The sequence below is a fragment of the Streptomyces sp. NPDC058198 genome (assembly GCF_042882605.1).
Classification (GTDB): Bacteria; Actinomycetota; Actinomycetes; order Streptomycetales; family Streptomycetaceae; genus Streptomyces.
The window spans coordinates 544,733-561,923 of record NZ_JBHVVP010000003.1 but is presented as its reverse complement, the minus strand read 5'-3'; the positions used below and the strand labels follow the sequence as shown (position 1 = coordinate 561,923).

The window sequence follows — 17,191 nt, the reverse complement described above, 5'->3', positions numbered from 1 at the left end:
GCTGGATACGGCCGACGCCACGGGCATGCCAGGCCCGGCGCGGCCGGCCCGCCCGGCGAGGAAGCCCCCCGCCGGGCGGCAGCAGGGACGGCTGTGGCGGTGGGTGCCGCTCGCCCCCGCCACGATCCTGCTGCTGCTCTTCCTGGCAGGACCCATCGGCTACTGCGTCTGGATCGCGTTCACCAACACCCAGCTGACCGGCTCGTCGACCTCGGACTTCGTCGGCCTGGCGAACTTCCGCCGGGCCTTCGCCGACGAGAACTTCCGCAACGCCGTCTGGCTGACGCTCGTCTTCACCTTCATCTCGTCGATCGTCGGCCAGAACACCCTGGGGCTGGCCCTGGCGGGGCTGATGCGCGCCGCCTCCCGGCCGGTCCGTACGCTCACCGGCTCCCTGGTGATCGCCGCCTGGGTGCTGCCGGAGATCGTCGCGGCGTTTCTGCTCTATGCCTTCTTCCGCCGTGAGGGGACGCTGAACGCGATCCTGGACTGGCTCCATCTGCCGTCCCAGAACTGGCTGTTCACCCTGCCGATCCTGGCGGTGTCGTTCGCCAACGTCTGGCGCGGCACGGCGTTCTCCATGCTGATCTACTCGGCCGCGCTGTCCGAGATCCCCCAGGAGATCACGGAGGCGGCGCAGGTCGACGGCGCGAGCGGGGTGCGGCGGCTCTGGCACATCACGCTGCCGATGATCCGCCGTTCCATCGGCACCAACCTGATGCTCAACACCCTCTCCACGCTCTCCGTCTTCGGCCTGATCTGGGCGATGACCCGAGGTGGTCCCGGCAACCGCAGCCAGACCCTGCCGGTGTTCATGTACGACCAGGCGTTCCTGAAGAGCCTGATCGGGTACGGCACGGCGGTCGCGCTGCTCCTGCTCCTCGTCGGCTCGCTCTTCTCCCTCGTCTATCTGCGGCTGATGAAGGTGGAGGTCTGATGACGCGCTCCCTCAGCCGCCGCACCCGCGGGCGCCTCGCCGCGGACGCCTCGCTGCTGCTGACCGCGGCGGCGTTCGCGGTGCCGCTGCTCTGGCTGGTGCTGGCGTCCGTCGACGCCGAGGCCGATCTGCGGGTACGGGCCCCCTCGTCGCTGACCACGGAGAACTTCGCCGGGGTCCTCACCGACGAGATCACCTTCACGCCGATGCTCAACAGCCTGCTGCTGTGCGGGAGTGCGACGCTGCTGACGGTGGTGTGCGCGGCGCTGGCCGCGTATCCGCTCTCCCGCTACCGCTCGCGCTTCAACCGTCCGTATCTGCTGACGATCCTGTTCACGACGTGTCTGCCGATCACCGCGATCATGGTGCCGGTGTACGGGCTGTTCGTACAGGTCGATCTGGTCGACACGATGTACGGCACGTCGCTCTTCCTCGCCACCTCCCAACTGCCCTTCTCCATCTGGCTGATGAAGAACTTCATGGACGGGGTGCCAACCGTCCTGGAGGAGGCGGCCTGGACGGACGGGGCCTCGAACCTCCAGACGCTGACCCGGGTGGTGCTGCCGCTGATGGGGCCGGGGCTGACGGTGGTGACGATCTACACGTTCATCCAGCTCTGGGGCAACTTCTTCGTACCGTTCATGCTGCTGCTGACCCCGGACCAATTGCCGGCGTCGGTCTCGATCTTCAACTTCTTCGGCAACTACGGATCGGTGATCTACGGTCAGCTCGCGGCCTTCTCGATCCTGTACTCGGCGCCGGTCCTGGTCCTGTACATCCTCATCTCACGCCGGCTGGGAGGCGGTTTCGCGCTCGGCGGCGCGGTGAAGGGCTGACGGGTGGTGGTCCGGCGGAGCCGCCCCCCGCCGGACCGTGCCCTAGAAGACCGATTCCGCCTCGTGCATCCGGTCCTCGGGGACCGTCTTGAGCTGGGTGACCGCCTCGGCCAGCGGGACCATCTCCACCGCTGTCCCCCGCAGCGCCGTCATCCGCCCGAACTCGCCCCGGTGCACCGCCTCCACCGCGTGCCAGCCGAAGCGCGTCGCGAGCACCCGGTCGTAGGCCGTCGGGGTGCCGCCGCGCTGGACATGGCCCAGGATGACCGGCCTGGCCTCCTTGCCGAGCCGCTGTTCCAGCTCCGCGGCGAGGCTGTTGCCGATGCCCTGGAAGCGCTCGTGGCCGAACTTGTCGATCTCGCCCTTGCCGTACTCCATCGAGCCCTGCGCCGGATGCGCGCCCTCCGCGACACAGATGACCGCGAACTTCTTGCCCCGGGAGAACCGCGCCTCGACCATCTTCACCAGGCTGTCGACCTCGAAGGGCCGCTCCGGCAGGCAGATGCCGTGCGCACCGCCCGCCATGCCGGACTCCAGCGCGATCCAGCCCGCGTGCCGGCCCATGACCTCGACGACCATCACACGCTGGTGCGACTCGGCGGTGGTCTTGAGCCGGTCGATGGCCTCCGTGGCGACCGTGACGGCGGTGTCGAACCCGAACGTGCGGTCCGTCGAGTAGATGTCGTTGTCGATGGTCTTCGGTACGCCGACGACGGGCATCCCCGCGTCGGAGAGCAGCCGGGCCGCGGTGAGCGTGCCCTCGCCGCCGATCGGGATGAGCGCGTCGATGCCGTACCGGTGGGCCAACTCGGCGCAGTTCTCGGCGGCTTCGCGCAGCCGGCCGCGCTCCAGCCGGGCCGAGCCCAGGATGGTGCCGCCGCGCGCCAGGATGCCGCTGACGGCGTTGAGGTCGAGGGTGCGGTAGTGGCCGTCGAGCAGCCCCTTGAATCCGTCCTCGAATCCGATGACTTCATCTCCGTGCCCGGTTTTGGCCCGGTGCACGACCGAACGGATCACTGCGTTCAGGCCGGGACAGTCGCCGCCTGCGGTGAGAACTCCGATACGCATCGTGCTGTGTCTCCTGCTCGCTAGTGCTGTGCTTTTCTGGGGGGCGGGCCTCCGGCCCTCCAGCATGAGCCAGGTTCGATCCTCCCACGGTCGATCGGGGCCGTGCGCCTCCGACCGTCGCGCCGGCCGCGGACCCCGGTCAGGGGGCGTCCGGCCTGGTGTTTCCCCGCCTTTTGATCCACGGGCGCCGTAATCACCCGCGGAGGTATTGTCAAGAGGGCATTGTCACCCTAACGGGAATTTTTGTTCACTGAGCCGGGACATCCCATCGGGCGCGGGGGCACCCCGCTCTGCGCGGGGCGTCCCACGAGCATGGACGGGAGAGCACGCGTGACGCGCAGCGTGTACGTGACCGGGATCGACCGCGGAGACGGCCGGCAGGTCGTCGAGCTGGGAGTCATGGAGCTCCTGACCCGCCAGGTCGACCGGGTGGGGGTGTTCCGTCCGCTGGTGCACGACGGCCCCGACCGCCTCTTCGATCTGCTGCGTGCCCGCTACCGGCTGTCACAGGACGCGGCCACCGTCTACGGCCTGGACTACCACGAGGCGTCCGCGCTCCAGGCCGAGCAGGGCACCGACGAGCTGGTCTCCCGGCTGGTCGGCCGCTTCCACGAGGTGGCGCGGGAGTACGAGGTCGTTCTCGTCCTCGGCACGGACTTCGCGGCCACCCAGCTCCCCGACGAGCTCTCACTCAACGCCCGGCTCGCCAACGAGTTCGGGGCGTCCGTCATAGCCGTGGTGGGCGGCAAGGGCCAGACGGCGGAGTCCGTACGGGCCGAGGCGCGCAACGCCCACCGCGCCTACCAGGTCCTGGGCTGCGATGTCCTGACCGTGGTCGTCAACCGGGTCGCCGCCGAGGACCGCGAGGTGATCGCCGAGCGGCTCAAGGCCCGGCTGCCGGTCCCCTGCTACGTCCTGCCCGACGAGCCGGCGCTCGCGGCCCCGACCGTCGCCCAGATCACCCAGGCCCTGGGGGGCACGGTGCTGCTCGGGGACGACTCGGGCCTGGCCAGGGACGCGCTCGATTTCGTCTTCGGCGGCGCGATGCTGCCGAACTTCCTGTCCGCGCTGACCCCCGGCTGCATGGTGGTCACCCCGGGCGACCGCGCGGATCTGGTGGTGGGCGCCCTCGCCGCGCACTCGGCTGGCACCCCGCCCATCGCGGGCGTGGTGCTCACCCTCGACGAGCGGCCGGGCGATTCCATCCTGACCCTGGCCGCCCGGCTGGCGCCCGGCACCCCCGTCATTTCGGTGCCGGGCAGCTCCTTTCCCACCGCGACCGAACTCTTCGGCCTGGAAGGAAAGTTGAGCGCGGCCACACCACGCAAGGCGGAGACCGCGCTCGGGCTGTTCGAGCGCCATGTGGACACCGCCGATCTGCTGGCCCGGCTGTCGGTGGCCCGCAGCGGCCGGGTGACCCCGATGATGTTCGAGCACGAACTGCTGGAGCAGGCCCGCGCGCACCGCCGCCGTGTCGTCCTCCCGGAAGGCGCCGAGGAGCGCGTGCTGCGCGCCGCCGACGTCCTCGTACGCCGTGATGTCTGTGATCTCACCCTGCTCGGTGACACCGACGCCATCCGGAAGAAGGCCGCCGACCTCGGTATCGATCTGAGCACCACGCAGCTGATCGACCCGGCCACCTCCGAGCTGCGCCAGGAGTTCGCCGAGCGGTACGCGGGGCTGCGCGCCCACAAGGGCGTGACGGTGGAGCTGGCGTACGACGTCGTGGCGGACGTGAACTACTTCGGGACGCTGATGGTCCAGGAGGGCCTGGCCGACGGCATGGTGTCCGGCGCGGTGCACTCGACGGCCGCGACCATCCGGCCGGCGTTCGAGATCATCAAGACCAAGCCGGACGCCTCGATCGTCTCCTCGGTCTTCTTCATGTGCCTGGCGGACAAGGTGCTGGTGTACGGCGACTGCGCGGTCAACCCGGATCCGGACGCGGAGCAGCTCGCGGACATCGCCGTCCAGGCGGCGGCCACCGCCGCCCGGTTCGGGGTCGAGCCGCGGATCGCGATGCTCTCGTACTCCACCGGCACCTCGGGCTCGGGAGCCGATGTCGACAAGGTGCGCGAGGCCACCAAGCTGGTGCGCGCCGCCCGTCCCGATCTGCGGATCGAGGGGCCGATCCAGTACGACGCGGCGGTCGAGCCGTCCGTGGCCGCGACCAAGCTGCCCGGCTCCGAGGTGGCGGGCCGGGCGACGGTGCTGATCTTCCCGGACCTGAACACCGGCAACAACACCTACAAGGCCGTGCAGCGCTCGGCCGGCGCCGTGGCCGTGGGCCCGGTGCTCCAGGGTCTACGCAAGCCGGTGAACGACCTGTCGCGTGGCGCGCTCGTCCAGGACATCGTGAACACCGTCGCGATCACGGCGATCCAGGCGATCCAGGCGCAGGGCGGGACCGAATGACCGCCGCTTCCACCCCGGCGTCCACCACCACGACGTCCACCGCCCCGGCGTCCGCCACCCCGACAGAAGGCACCCGATCCGTGACCGCGCATGCCACCCGTGTCCTCGTCCTCAACTCCGGTTCCTCGTCGGTGAAGTACCAGCTGCTGGAGATGAAGGACAACTCCCGCCTCGCCGTCGGTCTGGTCGAGCGCATCGGTGAGCGGGACTCCCGGCTGGTGCACACCCCGCTGACGGCCGGCGCCGGGGGAAAACGCGAGCGTACGGGGAAGATCGCCGACCATACGGAGGCGCTGCGGGCGGTCGCGGACGAGCTGGCGCGGGACGGGCTCGGGCTCGACTCCCCCGAGCTGGCGGCGATCGGCCACCGGGTCGTGCACGGCGGGCTGAAGTTCAGCGAACCGACCGTCATCGACGACGGGGTGCTGGCGGAGATCGAGCGGCTGGTGCCGGTGGCGCCGCTGCACAACCCGGCGAATCTCACCGGTATCCGTACCGCCCGGGAGCTGCGCCCGGACCTCCCGCAGGTGGCCGTGTTCGACACCGCGTTCCACACGACGATGCCGGAGTACGCCGCCCGCTACGCCATCGACACCGAGACGGCCGACGCCCATCGCATCCGCCGCTACGGCTTCCACGGCACCTCGCACGCGTATGTCTCCAGGAAGACCGCCGCGTTGCTGGGCAAGGACCCTTCCGAGGTGAATGTGATCGTCCTGCATCTCGGCAACGGCGCCTCGGCCGCGGCCGTCGCGGGCGGCCGGTGTGTGGACACCTCGATGGGACTGACCCCCTTGGAGGGGCTGGTGATGGGTACCCGCTCCGGAGACATCGATCCGGCGGTCACGTTCCATCTCACGCGGGTCGCCGGGATGTCCGTGGACGAGATCGATGAACTTCTCAACAAGAAAAGCGGTCTGGCCGGCCTCTGCGGGGACAACGACATGCGGGAGATCCGCCGCCGGGTCGACGAGGGCGACGAGCGGGCACGGCTCGCCTTCGACATCTACATCCACCGGCTGAAGAAGTACATCGGCGCCTACAGCGCGGTGCTCGGCCGGGTGGACGCCGTGGCCTTCACGGCGGGCGTCGGTGAGAACGCCGCGGCGGTACGGGAAGCCGCCGTCGCAGGTCTGGGACCGATGGGCCTGGCGGTGGACGCCGATCGTAATGCCGTACGTTCCGATGAGCCGCGGATCATCTCGCCGGACGGTGCCAGGACCGTGGTGGCCGTGGTCCCGACCGACGAGGAGCTGGAGATCGCCCAGCAGACCTTCGCACTCGTCGGCGAGGTTCGAACAGTCGACGCCTGAGCGGCCGCCCGCCCATTTGTACTTTCCACCAGACGGAATATTCCGCGTCGAAACAAACCGATAGGATCCGCCTCATGCGCCGTTCCAAAATCGTCTGCACACTGGGCCCCGCCGTCGACTCGTACGAGCAGCTGAAGTCGCTCATCGAGGCCGGTATGAACGTGGCCCGTCTGAACATGAGCCACGGGAGTCACCCGGAGCACGAGGAGCGGTACAACCGCGTCCGCAAGGCGGCGAAGGACACCGGCCGCGCGGTGGGTGTGCTCGTCGACCTCCAGGGCCCGAAGATCCGTCTGGAGACCTTCGCCGAGGGACCGGTCGAGCTGGTGCGCGGTGACGAGTTCACCATCACCACCGAGGACGTCGCCGGTGACAAGTCCATCTGCGGCACCACCTACAAGGGCCTGCCGGGCGATGTCTCCAAGGGCGACCAGATCCTGATCAACGACGGCAACGTCGAGCTGCGGGTCGTCGCGGTGGAGGGTCCGCAGGTCAAGTCCATCGTCATCGAGGGCGGGGTCATCTCCGACCACAAGGGCATCAACCTGCCCGGCGCGGCGGTCAATGTCCCCGCCCTGTCCGAGAAGGACATCGACGACCTGCGCTTCGGCCTGCGGATGGGCTGCGACATGGTCGCGCTCTCGTTCGTCAGGGACGCGCACGACGTGCTGGACGTCCACAAGATCATGGACGAGGAGGGCCGCCGCGTCCCCGTCATCGCCAAGGTGGAGAAGCCGCAGGCGGTGAACAATATGGAGGCCGTCGTCGCGGCGTTCGACAGTGTCATGGTCGCCCGCGGTGACCTGGCCGTCGAGTACCCGCTCGAAAAGGTCCCGATGGTGCAGAAGCGGCTCATCGAGCTGTGCCGCCGCAACGCCAAGCCGGTGATCGTGGCGACCCAGATGATGGAGTCGATGATCACCAACTCCCGTCCCACCCGCGCCGAGGCGTCCGACGTCGCGAACGCGATCCTGGACGGCGCGGACGCGGTCATGCTCTCCGCCGAGTCCTCGGTGGGCGCGTACCCGATCGAGACGGTCAAGACGATGTCGAAGATCGTGGTCGCCGCCGAGGAGGAGCTGCTCTCCAAGGGCCTCCAGCCGCTGGTGCCGGGCAAGAAGCCCCGTACGCAGGGCGGTTCCGTGGCCCGCGCGGCCTGTGAGATCGCGGACTTCCTGGGCGGCAAGGCGCTGGTCGCCTTCACCCAGTCCGGCGACACGGCCCGCCGCCTCTCCCGCTACCGCGCGGCCCAGCCGATCCTGGCCTTCACCACGGACGAGGCGACCCGCAACCAGCTCTCGCTGAGCTGGGGCGTGGAGTCCTTCATCGTCCGCTGGGTGGGCAGCACGGACGAGATGGTCGACCTGGTCGACGAGGAAGTACTGAAGCTCCAGCGCTTCAACGAGGGCGACGCCATGATCATCACGGCCGGCTCGCCTCCCGGCGTCCCCGGCACCACGAACATGGTGCGCGTCCACCACGTGGGCAGCGGCGACCGCGACTGACCCGTACGCCCCTGGCATGGCTGTGGCCCGCACCCCGGTGGGGGGTGCGGGCCACAGTTTTTCCCGCGGCTCCCGGGAGGTCTGTCAGTCCGTCATGTAGTTCTGGAGGCCGGGGACCGTGAGCGTGCCGCCGAACTGGCCCGCCTGGGTGACCTGGACGTCCGTGAAGAAGGCGAACGGGACGTTCAGCGGGGGCGGAGTCTGAGGGCTGAAGGTGATCGGGATGAGGCCGAAGAGGTTGCCCTTCAGCTCCTCCGTGTACATCGTCACCTCGCCGTCGCGGATCGTGGACGTGGAGCCTTCGCGGGCCTTCACATGGGCCGTCTTTCCCTGCGGGTAGACGACGGTCTGGTGCAGGTCCTTGATGTCCAGCGACGACGCGGTGAACTTCAGCGCCTTCTTGATCTTGCCGCTGCCGGTCTTCACCTCGACGATGCCGTGGTAGTCGAGACCGTTCAGCGTCAGCCGCGTGCTCTGCAGCTTCCACGGCTCGTCCGGCAGCAGCGGGATGCCCGGCTCCAGATCGGCCGCGGCGAGGGCCTCGGGGTCGGCGGTCGGGCAGGGGAAGGATTCCTTCCCGTCCGCGCCGGCCGGTATCTCGTCGTCCTTGCGGGCGTCGAGACCCTTCGCGTCCTCGTCCAGCTCCTCGACCGTGGCCCCGGCCTGGTCCGCCGCTTCCTTGATGGCGTCCTTGATCCCGTCCACGGCCCCGTCGGCCGTGTCACCCAACGGATCGTCCGGCTTCGGCTCGGACGTGGGCTTCGACGTTCCTCCGGTGTCCGGCTTCCCGGTGGTGCTCGGCGCCGGGCTGCTCGTCGTCCCCTTGCCGGGAATGCCGAGGATGTCGCCCAGCGCGTCACCCAGACCCAGCGGGTCCAGCGGGTTCTTGCTCTCGGTCGGCTGCGGAGCCGCGGGAGCCTTGGACTCCGGCTCCTTCGTCTGGTCCGGCCCGGAGGTCGAAGCCCCTGACGGCTTCGCGTCCGTACCGTCCCCGGCCGTACTGCTCGCGGACGGGCCGGGCGTCGCCGAGGACGAGGGCGACGGCGACCCGGACGGCTTCGCCGACTCGGAAGGAGAAGGCGACTCGGACGCGTCGGGCTCGTCGGAACGGGTCACACACGGACCCGGCGCGAAGGGTATGTCCTTGTTGTCGTCGGCCAGCGCGAGCCTGGGGGTGAGCCCCATCCCCACGAAGACCGCCGTCGGCATCGCGGCCAGAGCCATGGCCTTGCCGGCGGGTATCTGCAGCTTGGTCAGGAGCGATTTCCTGGGGGCCGCGTGGCGCGGCCCTTTTCTCACCCGGGAATCATCGCCTCCGGCCGCGAACCGCTGCGTTTCTTCACCCCGCACTGTTCCTCCCGCCGTTGGCATGGGCAGTCATATCCGTCACGTTCGGGTCCTCCCCCTCGCGCGGACCGGGGAAGAGGGGGTCGTCGGCGCCCTCGGGCTCCGCAGACCGGTAGTGGGGGATGTCGTTCTCGGCGGCGTGCTCGGCCGGCTTGCCCGGTGCCCAGGAGAGGGAGAGCGCGCCACCGAACAGGGCGAGCAGGAAGCCCAGGAGAAAACCGCCGATGTTGGAGACCGGGATCGACACCAGCGCGAGCAGGATGGCGGCGACACCGGCGAAGACGCGGACGATGCTGTGGAACCACATCGTCAGCCCCAGCGTCACCAGCAGTACGCCGATGATGAGCGAACCCGCACCGGCCGTGGTGGACATGGCCAGCGTGAGGTTCCCGAGGTGCAGCTTCGCGTACGGGAAATAGGCGATCGGCAGTCCGCCGAGAAGAGTGAACAGGCCCGCCCAGAACGGCCGGGCGCCTCGCCAGGCCCGGAAACGAAGCCGCCAGTACGTGAATCCGCGGGAACCTGTGGACTCGGCGCTCATGGAAAACAGCTCCCTGGAAGCGGTATCGCGATGAAAGACAGGGGGCCGAGCGAGCCGAACAGTCCTGGGACCGTACGGCCCGCCCGGGAAAAGTGCTTAGTAGCACTCGTACTTGCTGGGGTCACCGACTTTGAGCCTCAGGTTGAGGTCAGGAAGCTTGAACGTGCCCGCGGTGGTCGCCCAGGCGGTCTGCTTCACGTCGGTCAGCGTGGCCGTCTCGGCCTGCTGGGCGAAGCCGTACGGATTCGCCTTCGTCCCCGGCTGAATACCCGGGGACTTGTTCGCGCCGGCCGCCACACCGATGTCGATGTTCTTGAACACCGCGTCGGCGTCGAGGGACTCGACGTCCAGGTACAGGTTCTCGGCCTCGATGTCCCTCCCCTTGTTACCGGCGTTCAGCACCAGCGTGACGCTGGTGTTGAGCATCGGCAGCGGGGTGACCACGGACTGGCACATGGCCGTGATCTCGGCCGTCTTGAACCCGGAGACAGCAACCGGGTGGATGGCCTTCTTGCCTTCGAGGTCGGTCCCCTCGGCGACTCCGCCGTACTGCACGAAGTCGTGACCGACCAGCTTGTCGGCCCGCACCTTGAAGCTCTGGCCCGACACGCTGAACGACGCGGCCAGCGCTCCCTGAGCGAGAGCGACACCTATCGCTGCCGTCGCGGCCACGCTCGGCACCATGACGACCGCGAACCGCTTCCATCTGGTCCCGCCACGAACTTGGGACTCCATGAATTTCCTCCTTCTCGGACGTACATCTCCGGATCGGGCCGGAGCCCGTCCTGGGATGGGAGAAGTGCTACGTCCTCGGGAAGGAGAGCGCCTGATCCGGAGGCGCGAGGTGCGTCCGAAATCACCGGCGATCACCCCCGAGCGACAACCACTGGCCACGCCATTTCGCGCAACCTCTGGACAGGCCCTGCCGGTGGGCAGGAACCCCCCTGTCCGGGCCGGCGGCGCTGCCGCCGGTCCGCTCGGTGGGGACCCAGGACCGACGGCGCGGCTGGCTGCCGTGCTGGTACGGAATTGGACCGAGCGTCGACGATCGTGGTGCATTACAGGCCGCGACACAAGGGGGTTCGTTACTGGCTAGTAACGACCCGATAACCAGCAGGCGACCCCAGGGTATCGAGCGGCCACACAGGGTGGGGCCAACGGGTGCGCCAGAAGCGGCGATTGCCCCCCATAGAGGGGCAGACCAAGAGGCTCACTGTACTGCGAGTAACAGCGGCCACGTTTACCAAGTTTTGGCAAAGCGCGGCCGCTGTTGTCGTTCTGTCGCCAAATCCGCCCTGCCGCGGCAGAGCTGTCAGCGCGTCAGCCGGCGCTCCGGCGTACGCCTCAGAAGAGCACCCTCGCCAGTGCCGAACGGGCCGCCGTCACCCGGGGATCATCCCCGCCGATGACCTCGAACAGCTCCAGCAGCCGCACCCGCGCCGCCTCCCGCTCGTCACCGAAGGTCCGGCGCACGGCCTCGACCAGCCGGCCGAAGGCGTCCTCCACATGTCCGCCGACCAGATCGAGGTCGGCCGCGGCGATCTGCGCCTGGACGTCGCCCGGCTGCTCCGCCGCGTCCTTGCGCACCTGCTGCTGGTCCATCCCCTGCACCCGCGCGAGCAGTTCGGCCTGGGCGAGACCCAGCGTGGCCTCGGTGTTGCCGGGGTCGTCGGAGAGGACATTGCGGTACGCCTGCGCGGCGCCGGCGAAGTCGTTGGCGTCCAGGGCGCGTACGGCGGCTTCCAGCAGGGCGTCGTACGGCCCCTCGGGCACCACGGCCTCCTGCTCGTCGCCGGGCTCCGCCTCCGCGCCGGCGTCGACCGCGATCCCGGTCAGCCCGAAGCGCTCCTCGCCGACCTGGATCAACTGGTCCAGGGTCTGGCGGATCTGGGCTTCCGGGGCCGCGCCCTGGAAGAGCGGCAGCGCCTGGCCGGCCACCACCGCGAAGACCGCGGGGATGCCCTGGATCCCGAACTGCTGCATCAGCATCTGGTTGGCGTCGACATCGATCTTGGCGAGGACGAACCGGCCGCTGTACTCCCGCGCCAGCCGTTCCAGTACCGGACTGAGCTGCTTGCACGGCTCGCACCACTCGGCCCAGAAGTCGATGACGACCGGGACCTCGGTGGAACGCTGGAGGACATCGCGCTCGAAGCCCGCCTCGTCGACGTCGATCACCAGGCTGGAAGGGGGGACGGCACCGGTGCCGCCCTGGCGGGCCGCTTCGGCGCGGGCCTGCTCCGCCTTCACCTTGGCCTCACCGGCCGCCTTCACCGCGGCGAGGTCGACGACGCCGCTCATAGACATGTTCCTAGGCTGCATGAGTACATCCTCCCCCTTCCGCGCACACTTCAGGAAAGCGGTACGCGCACCGCCGCGTCGCCACCGGCCGGTCACGGCTTTCGCTACGGGCCGTAGCGTAACTTCCCGGTCCTGAACGCGTGTGAGATTTTCCCGGTGAACTGGCTCACAGCAGATGGGCTACTGGCCGGTATGGTCGCCGTCATGTGCAGCCGCCCCCGCCCCGCCGACGCGCGGACGTCCGAGGTGACGACGCCCGGGCCGGCCACGTCCCGGGCGGGCCGCCCCCGCAGCGCCACGGCCGACTCCGCGATCCTGGAGGCGACCAGGGCCGCCCTGGTGGAGCTGGGCTGGGCCAAACTGACGATGGGCGATGTGGCGAGCCGGGCGGGCGTCGCCAAGACCACCCTCTACCGGCGCTGGGCGTGCAAGAGCGAGCTGGTGGTGGACGCGGTCGCGGCCCTCTTCGACGCGCTGGAGCTCCCCGACCGTGGCAGTCTGGCGGCCGATGTAGAGAACGTGGTGCTGCAGTTCGGGGCCCTGCTGGAACGGCCCGAGACCAGGACCGCGTTCATGGCGGTGGTCGCGGAGTCCACCCGGGACGAGGCGCTGCGGGCGCGGATCCGCGGCTCCATCGTGGACCGCCAGAAGAGGCTGGTGCTGCTGGGCCGGGAGCGGGCCCGGGCTCGTGGTGAACTCCCCCGCGAGCCGGACGGGGCGACGGCGGCCCGCACCACCGACCTGGTCTTCGATGTGATCGCCGGCGCGGTGGTGCACCGCGCCCTGGTCAGCGCGGAACCGGTCGACCAGGAGTGGGCGCGCTCCTTCACGGCCCTGCTGCTGGGCGGCCTGGCCGGCCAGGCGCCGGGGTCATCTCGCGAGTCGTCCGAGCAGTGACGAGGCCGCCGCGATACCCGCCACCGCCGCCGCCAGCAGCACGCCGTAGTCGAGCAGCAGATGCGACGGCGTACCGAGCAACAGCCCGCGCAGGGCGTCGACCTGATAGCTCAGGGGATTGGCCTTGCTGACCGCCTGGAGCCAGCCGGGCATGATCGCCACCGGATAGAGGGCGTTCGAGGCGAAGAAGAGCGGCATCGTGATGGCCTGTCCGATCCCCATCAGCCGGTCGCGGGTCAGCACGATCCCCGCGATCGTCATCGACAGGCAGGAGAAGAAGGCCGAGCCGAGAATCACCGCGACGGCCACCCCCAGCAGCCGCAGCGGGTTCCAGGTCAGGCCCACGCCGAGGGCCGCCGCGATGACGATCACCACGACCGCCTGGATCAGCGCCTTCACCCCGGAGGCGAAGGCCTTTCCGCTGATCAGGGCGGCTCTCGGGGTCGGGGTGACCAGCAGTTTGGTGAGGATGCCGGCGTCCCGCTCCCAGATGATCATGATGCCGTAGAAGATCGCGATGAACATCGCGGACTGGGCGATGATGCCGGGCGCGAGAAAGTCGATGTACGGGACACCGCCGGTCGGGATGGCCTTGATCCGGGTGAAGGTCTCACCGAAGATCAGCAGCCACAGGGCGGGCTGGACGGCCCGGGTGTACAGCTCGGTGCGGTCGTGGCGCAGCTTCTGCAGCTCCACCACGCACATCGCGACGACCCTGACGGGCAGGACCCGCCAGCCGGTGCGGGGGCGCGGCGGGATCAGCAGCAGATCGAGCCGTCCCGGGCCCGTGGTTTCAGCCGACGCGGGTCGCGGTGCGGCGGGTGCTCCGGACATCGCGGAAGTCGCCTCCCTCCTCGTCGAGGCCGCTGCCGGCCACGTCCCGGAAGACGTCCTCCAGGGTCGGCACGGCGTCCTTCTCGGCCGACTCGCCCGAGGCGAGACGGCGCTCACGCAGCTCGGCCCGCAGCTCATCGGGGGTGCCGAGCGCGTGAATGCGGCCGCGGTGCATCAGCGCGACCCGGTCGCAGTACTGGTCGGCCTCGTCCATGTAGTGCGTGGTCACCAGCACGGTCATGCCGGTGGCGATCCGTACGGCGTTGATGTGCTCCCACACGCTGGTACGGGCGATCGGGTCGAGGCCGATCGTCGGCTCGTCCAGCATCAGCAGCCGCGGCGCGCTGACCAGCGCCTGGGCGAGTTCGAGCCGGCGGATCATGCCGCCGGAGTACGTCTTGGCCATCCGGTCGGCCGCGTCGGTCAGGCCGACCGCCGACAGCGCCTGGGCGACGCGCTCGGACCGCTCCCGGCGGGTGACGTCGAAGACGCGGGCGAACAGGGTCACGTTCTCCCGGCCGGTCAGCGCGGCGTCGGCGGACAGTTGCTGCGGTACGTACCCCAGCAGCCGGCGCACCGCCATCTTCTCCTTGGCCGCGTCATGCCCGAACACCCGCACCATGCCCGCGGGGACGGGCAGCAGCGTGGTGATGCAGCGGATCGCGGTGGTCTTGCCGGCGCCGTTCGGGCCCAGCAGCCCGAAGACCTCGCCCGCGTGGACGGAGAGGTCGAGCTGGTCGACGGCCTTGGTCTCACCGAACGCGTACTCCAGTCCGCGGCAGCTGACGGCGTCGGGCCCGTTCTCCCCCTCCTGTGTCACCGGTTCATCGGTCATGTCCCCTCCACTTCCTCGTGCAGGTTCTGGGCGAGCTTGCGGAGCGCCGGAAGCGCCGCGGCGAGGGCCGAGCGTTCCTCCTCCGTCAAACGTTCCACCTGCGCGTGCATCAGCGCGCTCCGGCGGGCTTCCCAGTCACGCAGCCGCGACTCGGCGGCCTGGGTGGGCAGCAGCAGCCCGGAGCGGCGGTCGTCCGGGTCGGTCTCGCGGCGCAGATAGCCGGCCCGGCTGAGCTGGTTGACCAGCGTGGAGACCGAGTTGCCCGCGAGATACAGCTCCTTCGCGGCGGCCGACACCCTGATGCCGGGGCGGGCCGCGACCAGGCGCAGGAGTTCGACCTGCGCGCCACGCAGCGGCGGGGCGGTCAGACTCTGGCGCAGCCGCCGTCTGACCATCCGCTGGACACCGGCCAGCACGGCGGCGAGCGAGTCGGGGAACTCCTCTGTGGCCATACCATATTTTAGCTCTCACTCAGAGGTATGTGCCACGGCTCCTCCGCCCCTCGCGGTCCACCCGTCCCAGTAAACAGCCGACGGCCGCCCCCCGCGCCGTCAACCGGCACCGGGAGCGGCCGTTCGGAGTTCCCTAGAAGCCGGGCGGCTCCGTGTATGTGCCCCACTCGTCCCGCAGGACGCCGCAGATCTCGCCGAGCGTCGCCTCCGCCCTGACCGCCTCCAGCATCGGGGCGATCATGTTGGAGCCGTCGCGGGCCGAGGCCAGCATGGCGTCCAGGGCCTTGCGCACCCGGGCGTCGTCGCGCGCGCCCTTGCGGTCACCGAGGACCTGGACCTGGTCCCGCTCGACCTCGTGGCTGACCCGCAGGATCTCCAGGTCGCCGGTGACCGAGCCGTGGTGGACGTTGACGCCGACGACCCGCTTCTCGCCCTTCTCCAGGGAGCGCTGGTACTGGAAGGCGGACTCGGCGATCTCGCCGGTGAACCAGCCGTCCTCGATCCCGCGCAGAATGCCCGACGTGACAGGACCGATCGGATGCTGTCCGTCCGGGTGGGCCCGCAGCCCGCGCTCCTTGATCTGCTCGAAGATCTTCTCGGCGTCGGCCTCGATCCGGTCGGTCAGCTGCTCGATGTACCAGGAGCCGCCGAGCGGGTCGGCCACATTGCCGACGCCGGTCTCCTCCATCAGCACCTGCTGGGTGCGCAGCGCGATCTCGGCGGCCTGTTCGCTCGGCAGCGCGAGGGTCTCGTCGAGGGCGTTGGTGTGCAGGGAGTTCGTACCTCCGAGGACGGCCGCCAGCGCCTCCACGGCGGTCCGTACGACGTTGTTGTACGGCTGCTGCGCGGTGAGCGAGACGCCCGCGGTCTGGGTGTGGAAGCGGAGCCACTGGGCCTTGTCGGTCCTGGCGCCGTACACCTCCTTCATCCAGCGCGCCCAGATCCGGCGGGCCGCGCGGAATTTGGCGATCTCCTCGAAGAAGTCGAGGTGGGCGTCGAAGAAGAAGGAGAGGCCGGACGCGAAGGTGTCCACGTCCAGCCCGCGGCTGAGCCCCAGCTCGACGTAGCCGAAGCCGTCCGCGAGGGTGTACGCCAGCTCCTGCGCGGCCGTCGCGCCCGCCTCGCGGATGTGGTAGCCGGAGACCGAGAGAGGCTTGTACGCGGGAATGGAGCGCGCGCAGTGCTCCATCAGGTCGCCGATCAGACGCAGATGCGGCTCGGGCTGGAAGAGCCACTCCTTCTGCGCGATGTACTCCTTGAAGATGTCCGTCTGGAGCGTGCCGTTGAGGACGGCCGGGTCGACGCCCTGGCGCTCCGCCGCGACGAGGTACATACAGAAGACCGGGACCGCCGGGCCGCTGATCGTCATCGAGGTGGTGACCTCGCCGAGCGGGATGTCCCCGAAGAGGATCTCCATGTCGGCGGCCGAGTCGATGGCGACGCCGCAGTGGCCGACCTCGCCGAGCGCGCGCGGGTCGTCGGAGTCGCGGCCCATCAGCGTCGGCATGTCGAAGGCGACGGAGAGCCCGCCACCGCCGTTGGCCAGGATCGTCTTGTAGCGCTCGTTGGTCTGCTGGGCGTTGCCGAAGCCGGCGAACTGGCGGATGGTCCAGGTCCTGCCGCGGTAGCCGGTGGGGTGGAGTCCGCGGGTGAAGGGGTACTCGCCGGGCCAGCCGATCCGCTCGAAGCCCTCATAGGTGTCGCCGGGCCGGGGCCCGTAGACCGGCTCCACCGGGTCACCGGAGAGCGTCGTGAAGTCCGCGTCGCGCTTGCGGGCCTTGTCGTAACGGGCCTGCCAGCGCCGGCGGCCTTCCTCGATGGCCGCCGCGCCGTTCGCGTGAGCGTCCGTACCGTCCCTGCCTACACCGTCCATACCCTCGAATTTACTAGGACGTCCAAGTAAATGTCGA

At 69.6% G+C, this 17,191-nt stretch carries 15 protein-coding genes; 6 read left to right on the top strand and 9 right to left on the bottom strand.

What is annotated here, in order from left to right:
- The first annotated feature begins 25 nt into the window (after positions 1-25).
- Together ACFVWW_RS14855 and ACFVWW_RS14850 are read left to right on the top strand one after the other, a co-directional pair.
- The gene (locus ACFVWW_RS14855) at positions 26-937 is read left to right on the top strand and encodes a carbohydrate ABC transporter permease (RefSeq protein WP_386878329.1); all 912 of its coding nucleotides are present in this window, start codon (positions 26-28) and stop codon (positions 935-937) included.
- Positions 937-1,773 carry a carbohydrate ABC transporter permease gene (locus ACFVWW_RS14850; protein ID WP_384181541.1) on the top strand — a complete coding sequence of 279 codons (837 nt, stop codon included), beginning with the start codon at positions 937-939 and terminating at the stop codon, positions 1,771-1,773. The genes ACFVWW_RS14855 and ACFVWW_RS14850 overlap by 1 nt, the downstream gene beginning before the upstream one ends.
- Before the next feature lie 42 nt (positions 1,774-1,815).
- Here ACFVWW_RS14850 and ACFVWW_RS14845 read toward each other — a convergent pair whose 3' ends face one another.
- Complete coding sequence (locus tag ACFVWW_RS14845; protein WP_384181539.1) at positions 1,816-2,841, bottom strand: ATP-dependent 6-phosphofructokinase; 1,026 nt, start codon at positions 2,839-2,841, stop codon at positions 1,816-1,818.
- Between the two features lie 330 nt (positions 2,842-3,171).
- Between ACFVWW_RS14845 and pta the strand changes: the two genes are divergently transcribed.
- From pta to pyk, 3 genes are all read left to right on the top strand, one after another.
- Positions 3,172-5,256, top strand: coding sequence for a phosphate acetyltransferase (gene pta / locus ACFVWW_RS14840; RefSeq protein ID WP_386878212.1), 2,085 nt, complete (start codon positions 3,172-3,174; stop codon positions 5,254-5,256).
- Between the two features lie 80 nt (positions 5,257-5,336).
- A complete protein-coding gene (locus ACFVWW_RS14835; RefSeq protein ID WP_384334596.1) occupies positions 5,337-6,569 on the top strand; it encodes an acetate kinase in 1,233 nt (410 codons plus the stop codon).
- 74 nt (positions 6,570-6,643) lie between these two features.
- Entirely contained in the window at positions 6,644-8,074 is a 1,431-nt protein-coding gene (gene pyk / locus ACFVWW_RS14830; protein ID WP_386878211.1) for a pyruvate kinase, read from the top strand.
- A gap of 84 nt (positions 8,075-8,158) precedes the next feature.
- Here the strand turns inward: pyk and ACFVWW_RS14825 are convergent, their stop codons facing one another.
- From ACFVWW_RS14825 to ACFVWW_RS14810, 4 genes are all read right to left on the bottom strand, one after another.
- The gene (locus ACFVWW_RS14825) at positions 8,159-9,424 is read right to left on the bottom strand and encodes a hypothetical protein (protein ID WP_386878210.1); all 1,266 of its coding nucleotides are present in this window, start codon (positions 9,422-9,424) and stop codon (positions 8,159-8,161) included.
- Complete coding sequence (locus tag ACFVWW_RS14820) at positions 9,414-9,962, bottom strand: DUF6114 domain-containing protein (protein WP_384181530.1); 549 nt, start codon at positions 9,960-9,962, stop codon at positions 9,414-9,416. The genes ACFVWW_RS14825 and ACFVWW_RS14820 overlap by 11 nt, the downstream gene beginning before the upstream one ends.
- 96 nt (positions 9,963-10,058) lie before the next feature.
- Positions 10,059-10,697 (bottom strand): DUF6230 family protein, encoded by a 639-nt coding sequence (locus ACFVWW_RS14815; protein ID WP_384334563.1) that lies wholly within the window; start codon positions 10,695-10,697, stop codon positions 10,059-10,061.
- 609 nt (positions 10,698-11,306) lie between these two features.
- On the bottom strand, positions 11,307-12,269 hold the full coding sequence (locus ACFVWW_RS14810; protein WP_384181526.1) for a tetratricopeptide repeat protein: 963 nt from the start codon (positions 12,267-12,269) through the stop codon (positions 11,307-11,309).
- A gap of 198 nt (positions 12,270-12,467) precedes the next feature.
- On the opposite strand from ACFVWW_RS14810, the gene ACFVWW_RS14805 reads away from it, so the two are divergent.
- The gene (locus ACFVWW_RS14805; RefSeq protein ID WP_384181524.1) at positions 12,468-13,160 is read left to right on the top strand and encodes a TetR/AcrR family transcriptional regulator; all 693 of its coding nucleotides are present in this window, start codon (positions 12,468-12,470) and stop codon (positions 13,158-13,160) included.
- On the opposite strand, the gene ACFVWW_RS14800 is transcribed toward ACFVWW_RS14805, so the two are convergent.
- The 4 genes from ACFVWW_RS14800 to ACFVWW_RS14785 form a co-directional block, all read right to left on the bottom strand.
- Entirely contained in the window at positions 13,134-13,994 is an 861-nt protein-coding gene (locus tag ACFVWW_RS14800; protein ID WP_384181522.1) for an ABC transporter permease, read from the bottom strand. The two genes, ACFVWW_RS14805 and ACFVWW_RS14800, sit on opposite strands and share 27 nt — an antisense overlap.
- Positions 13,954-14,829 (bottom strand): ABC transporter ATP-binding protein, encoded by an 876-nt coding sequence (locus ACFVWW_RS14795; RefSeq protein WP_386878209.1) that lies wholly within the window; start codon positions 14,827-14,829, stop codon positions 13,954-13,956. The genes ACFVWW_RS14800 and ACFVWW_RS14795 overlap by 41 nt, the downstream gene beginning before the upstream one ends.
- Positions 14,826-15,281 (bottom strand): MarR family winged helix-turn-helix transcriptional regulator, encoded by a 456-nt coding sequence (locus ACFVWW_RS14790; RefSeq protein WP_384181518.1) that lies wholly within the window; start codon positions 15,279-15,281, stop codon positions 14,826-14,828. The genes ACFVWW_RS14795 and ACFVWW_RS14790 overlap by 4 nt, the downstream gene beginning before the upstream one ends.
- A 133-nt stretch (positions 15,282-15,414) precedes the next feature.
- Entirely contained in the window at positions 15,415-17,154 is a 1,740-nt protein-coding gene (locus ACFVWW_RS14785) for a methylmalonyl-CoA mutase (protein ID WP_386878208.1), read from the bottom strand.
- Between the last annotated feature and the right edge of the window lie 37 nt (positions 17,155-17,191).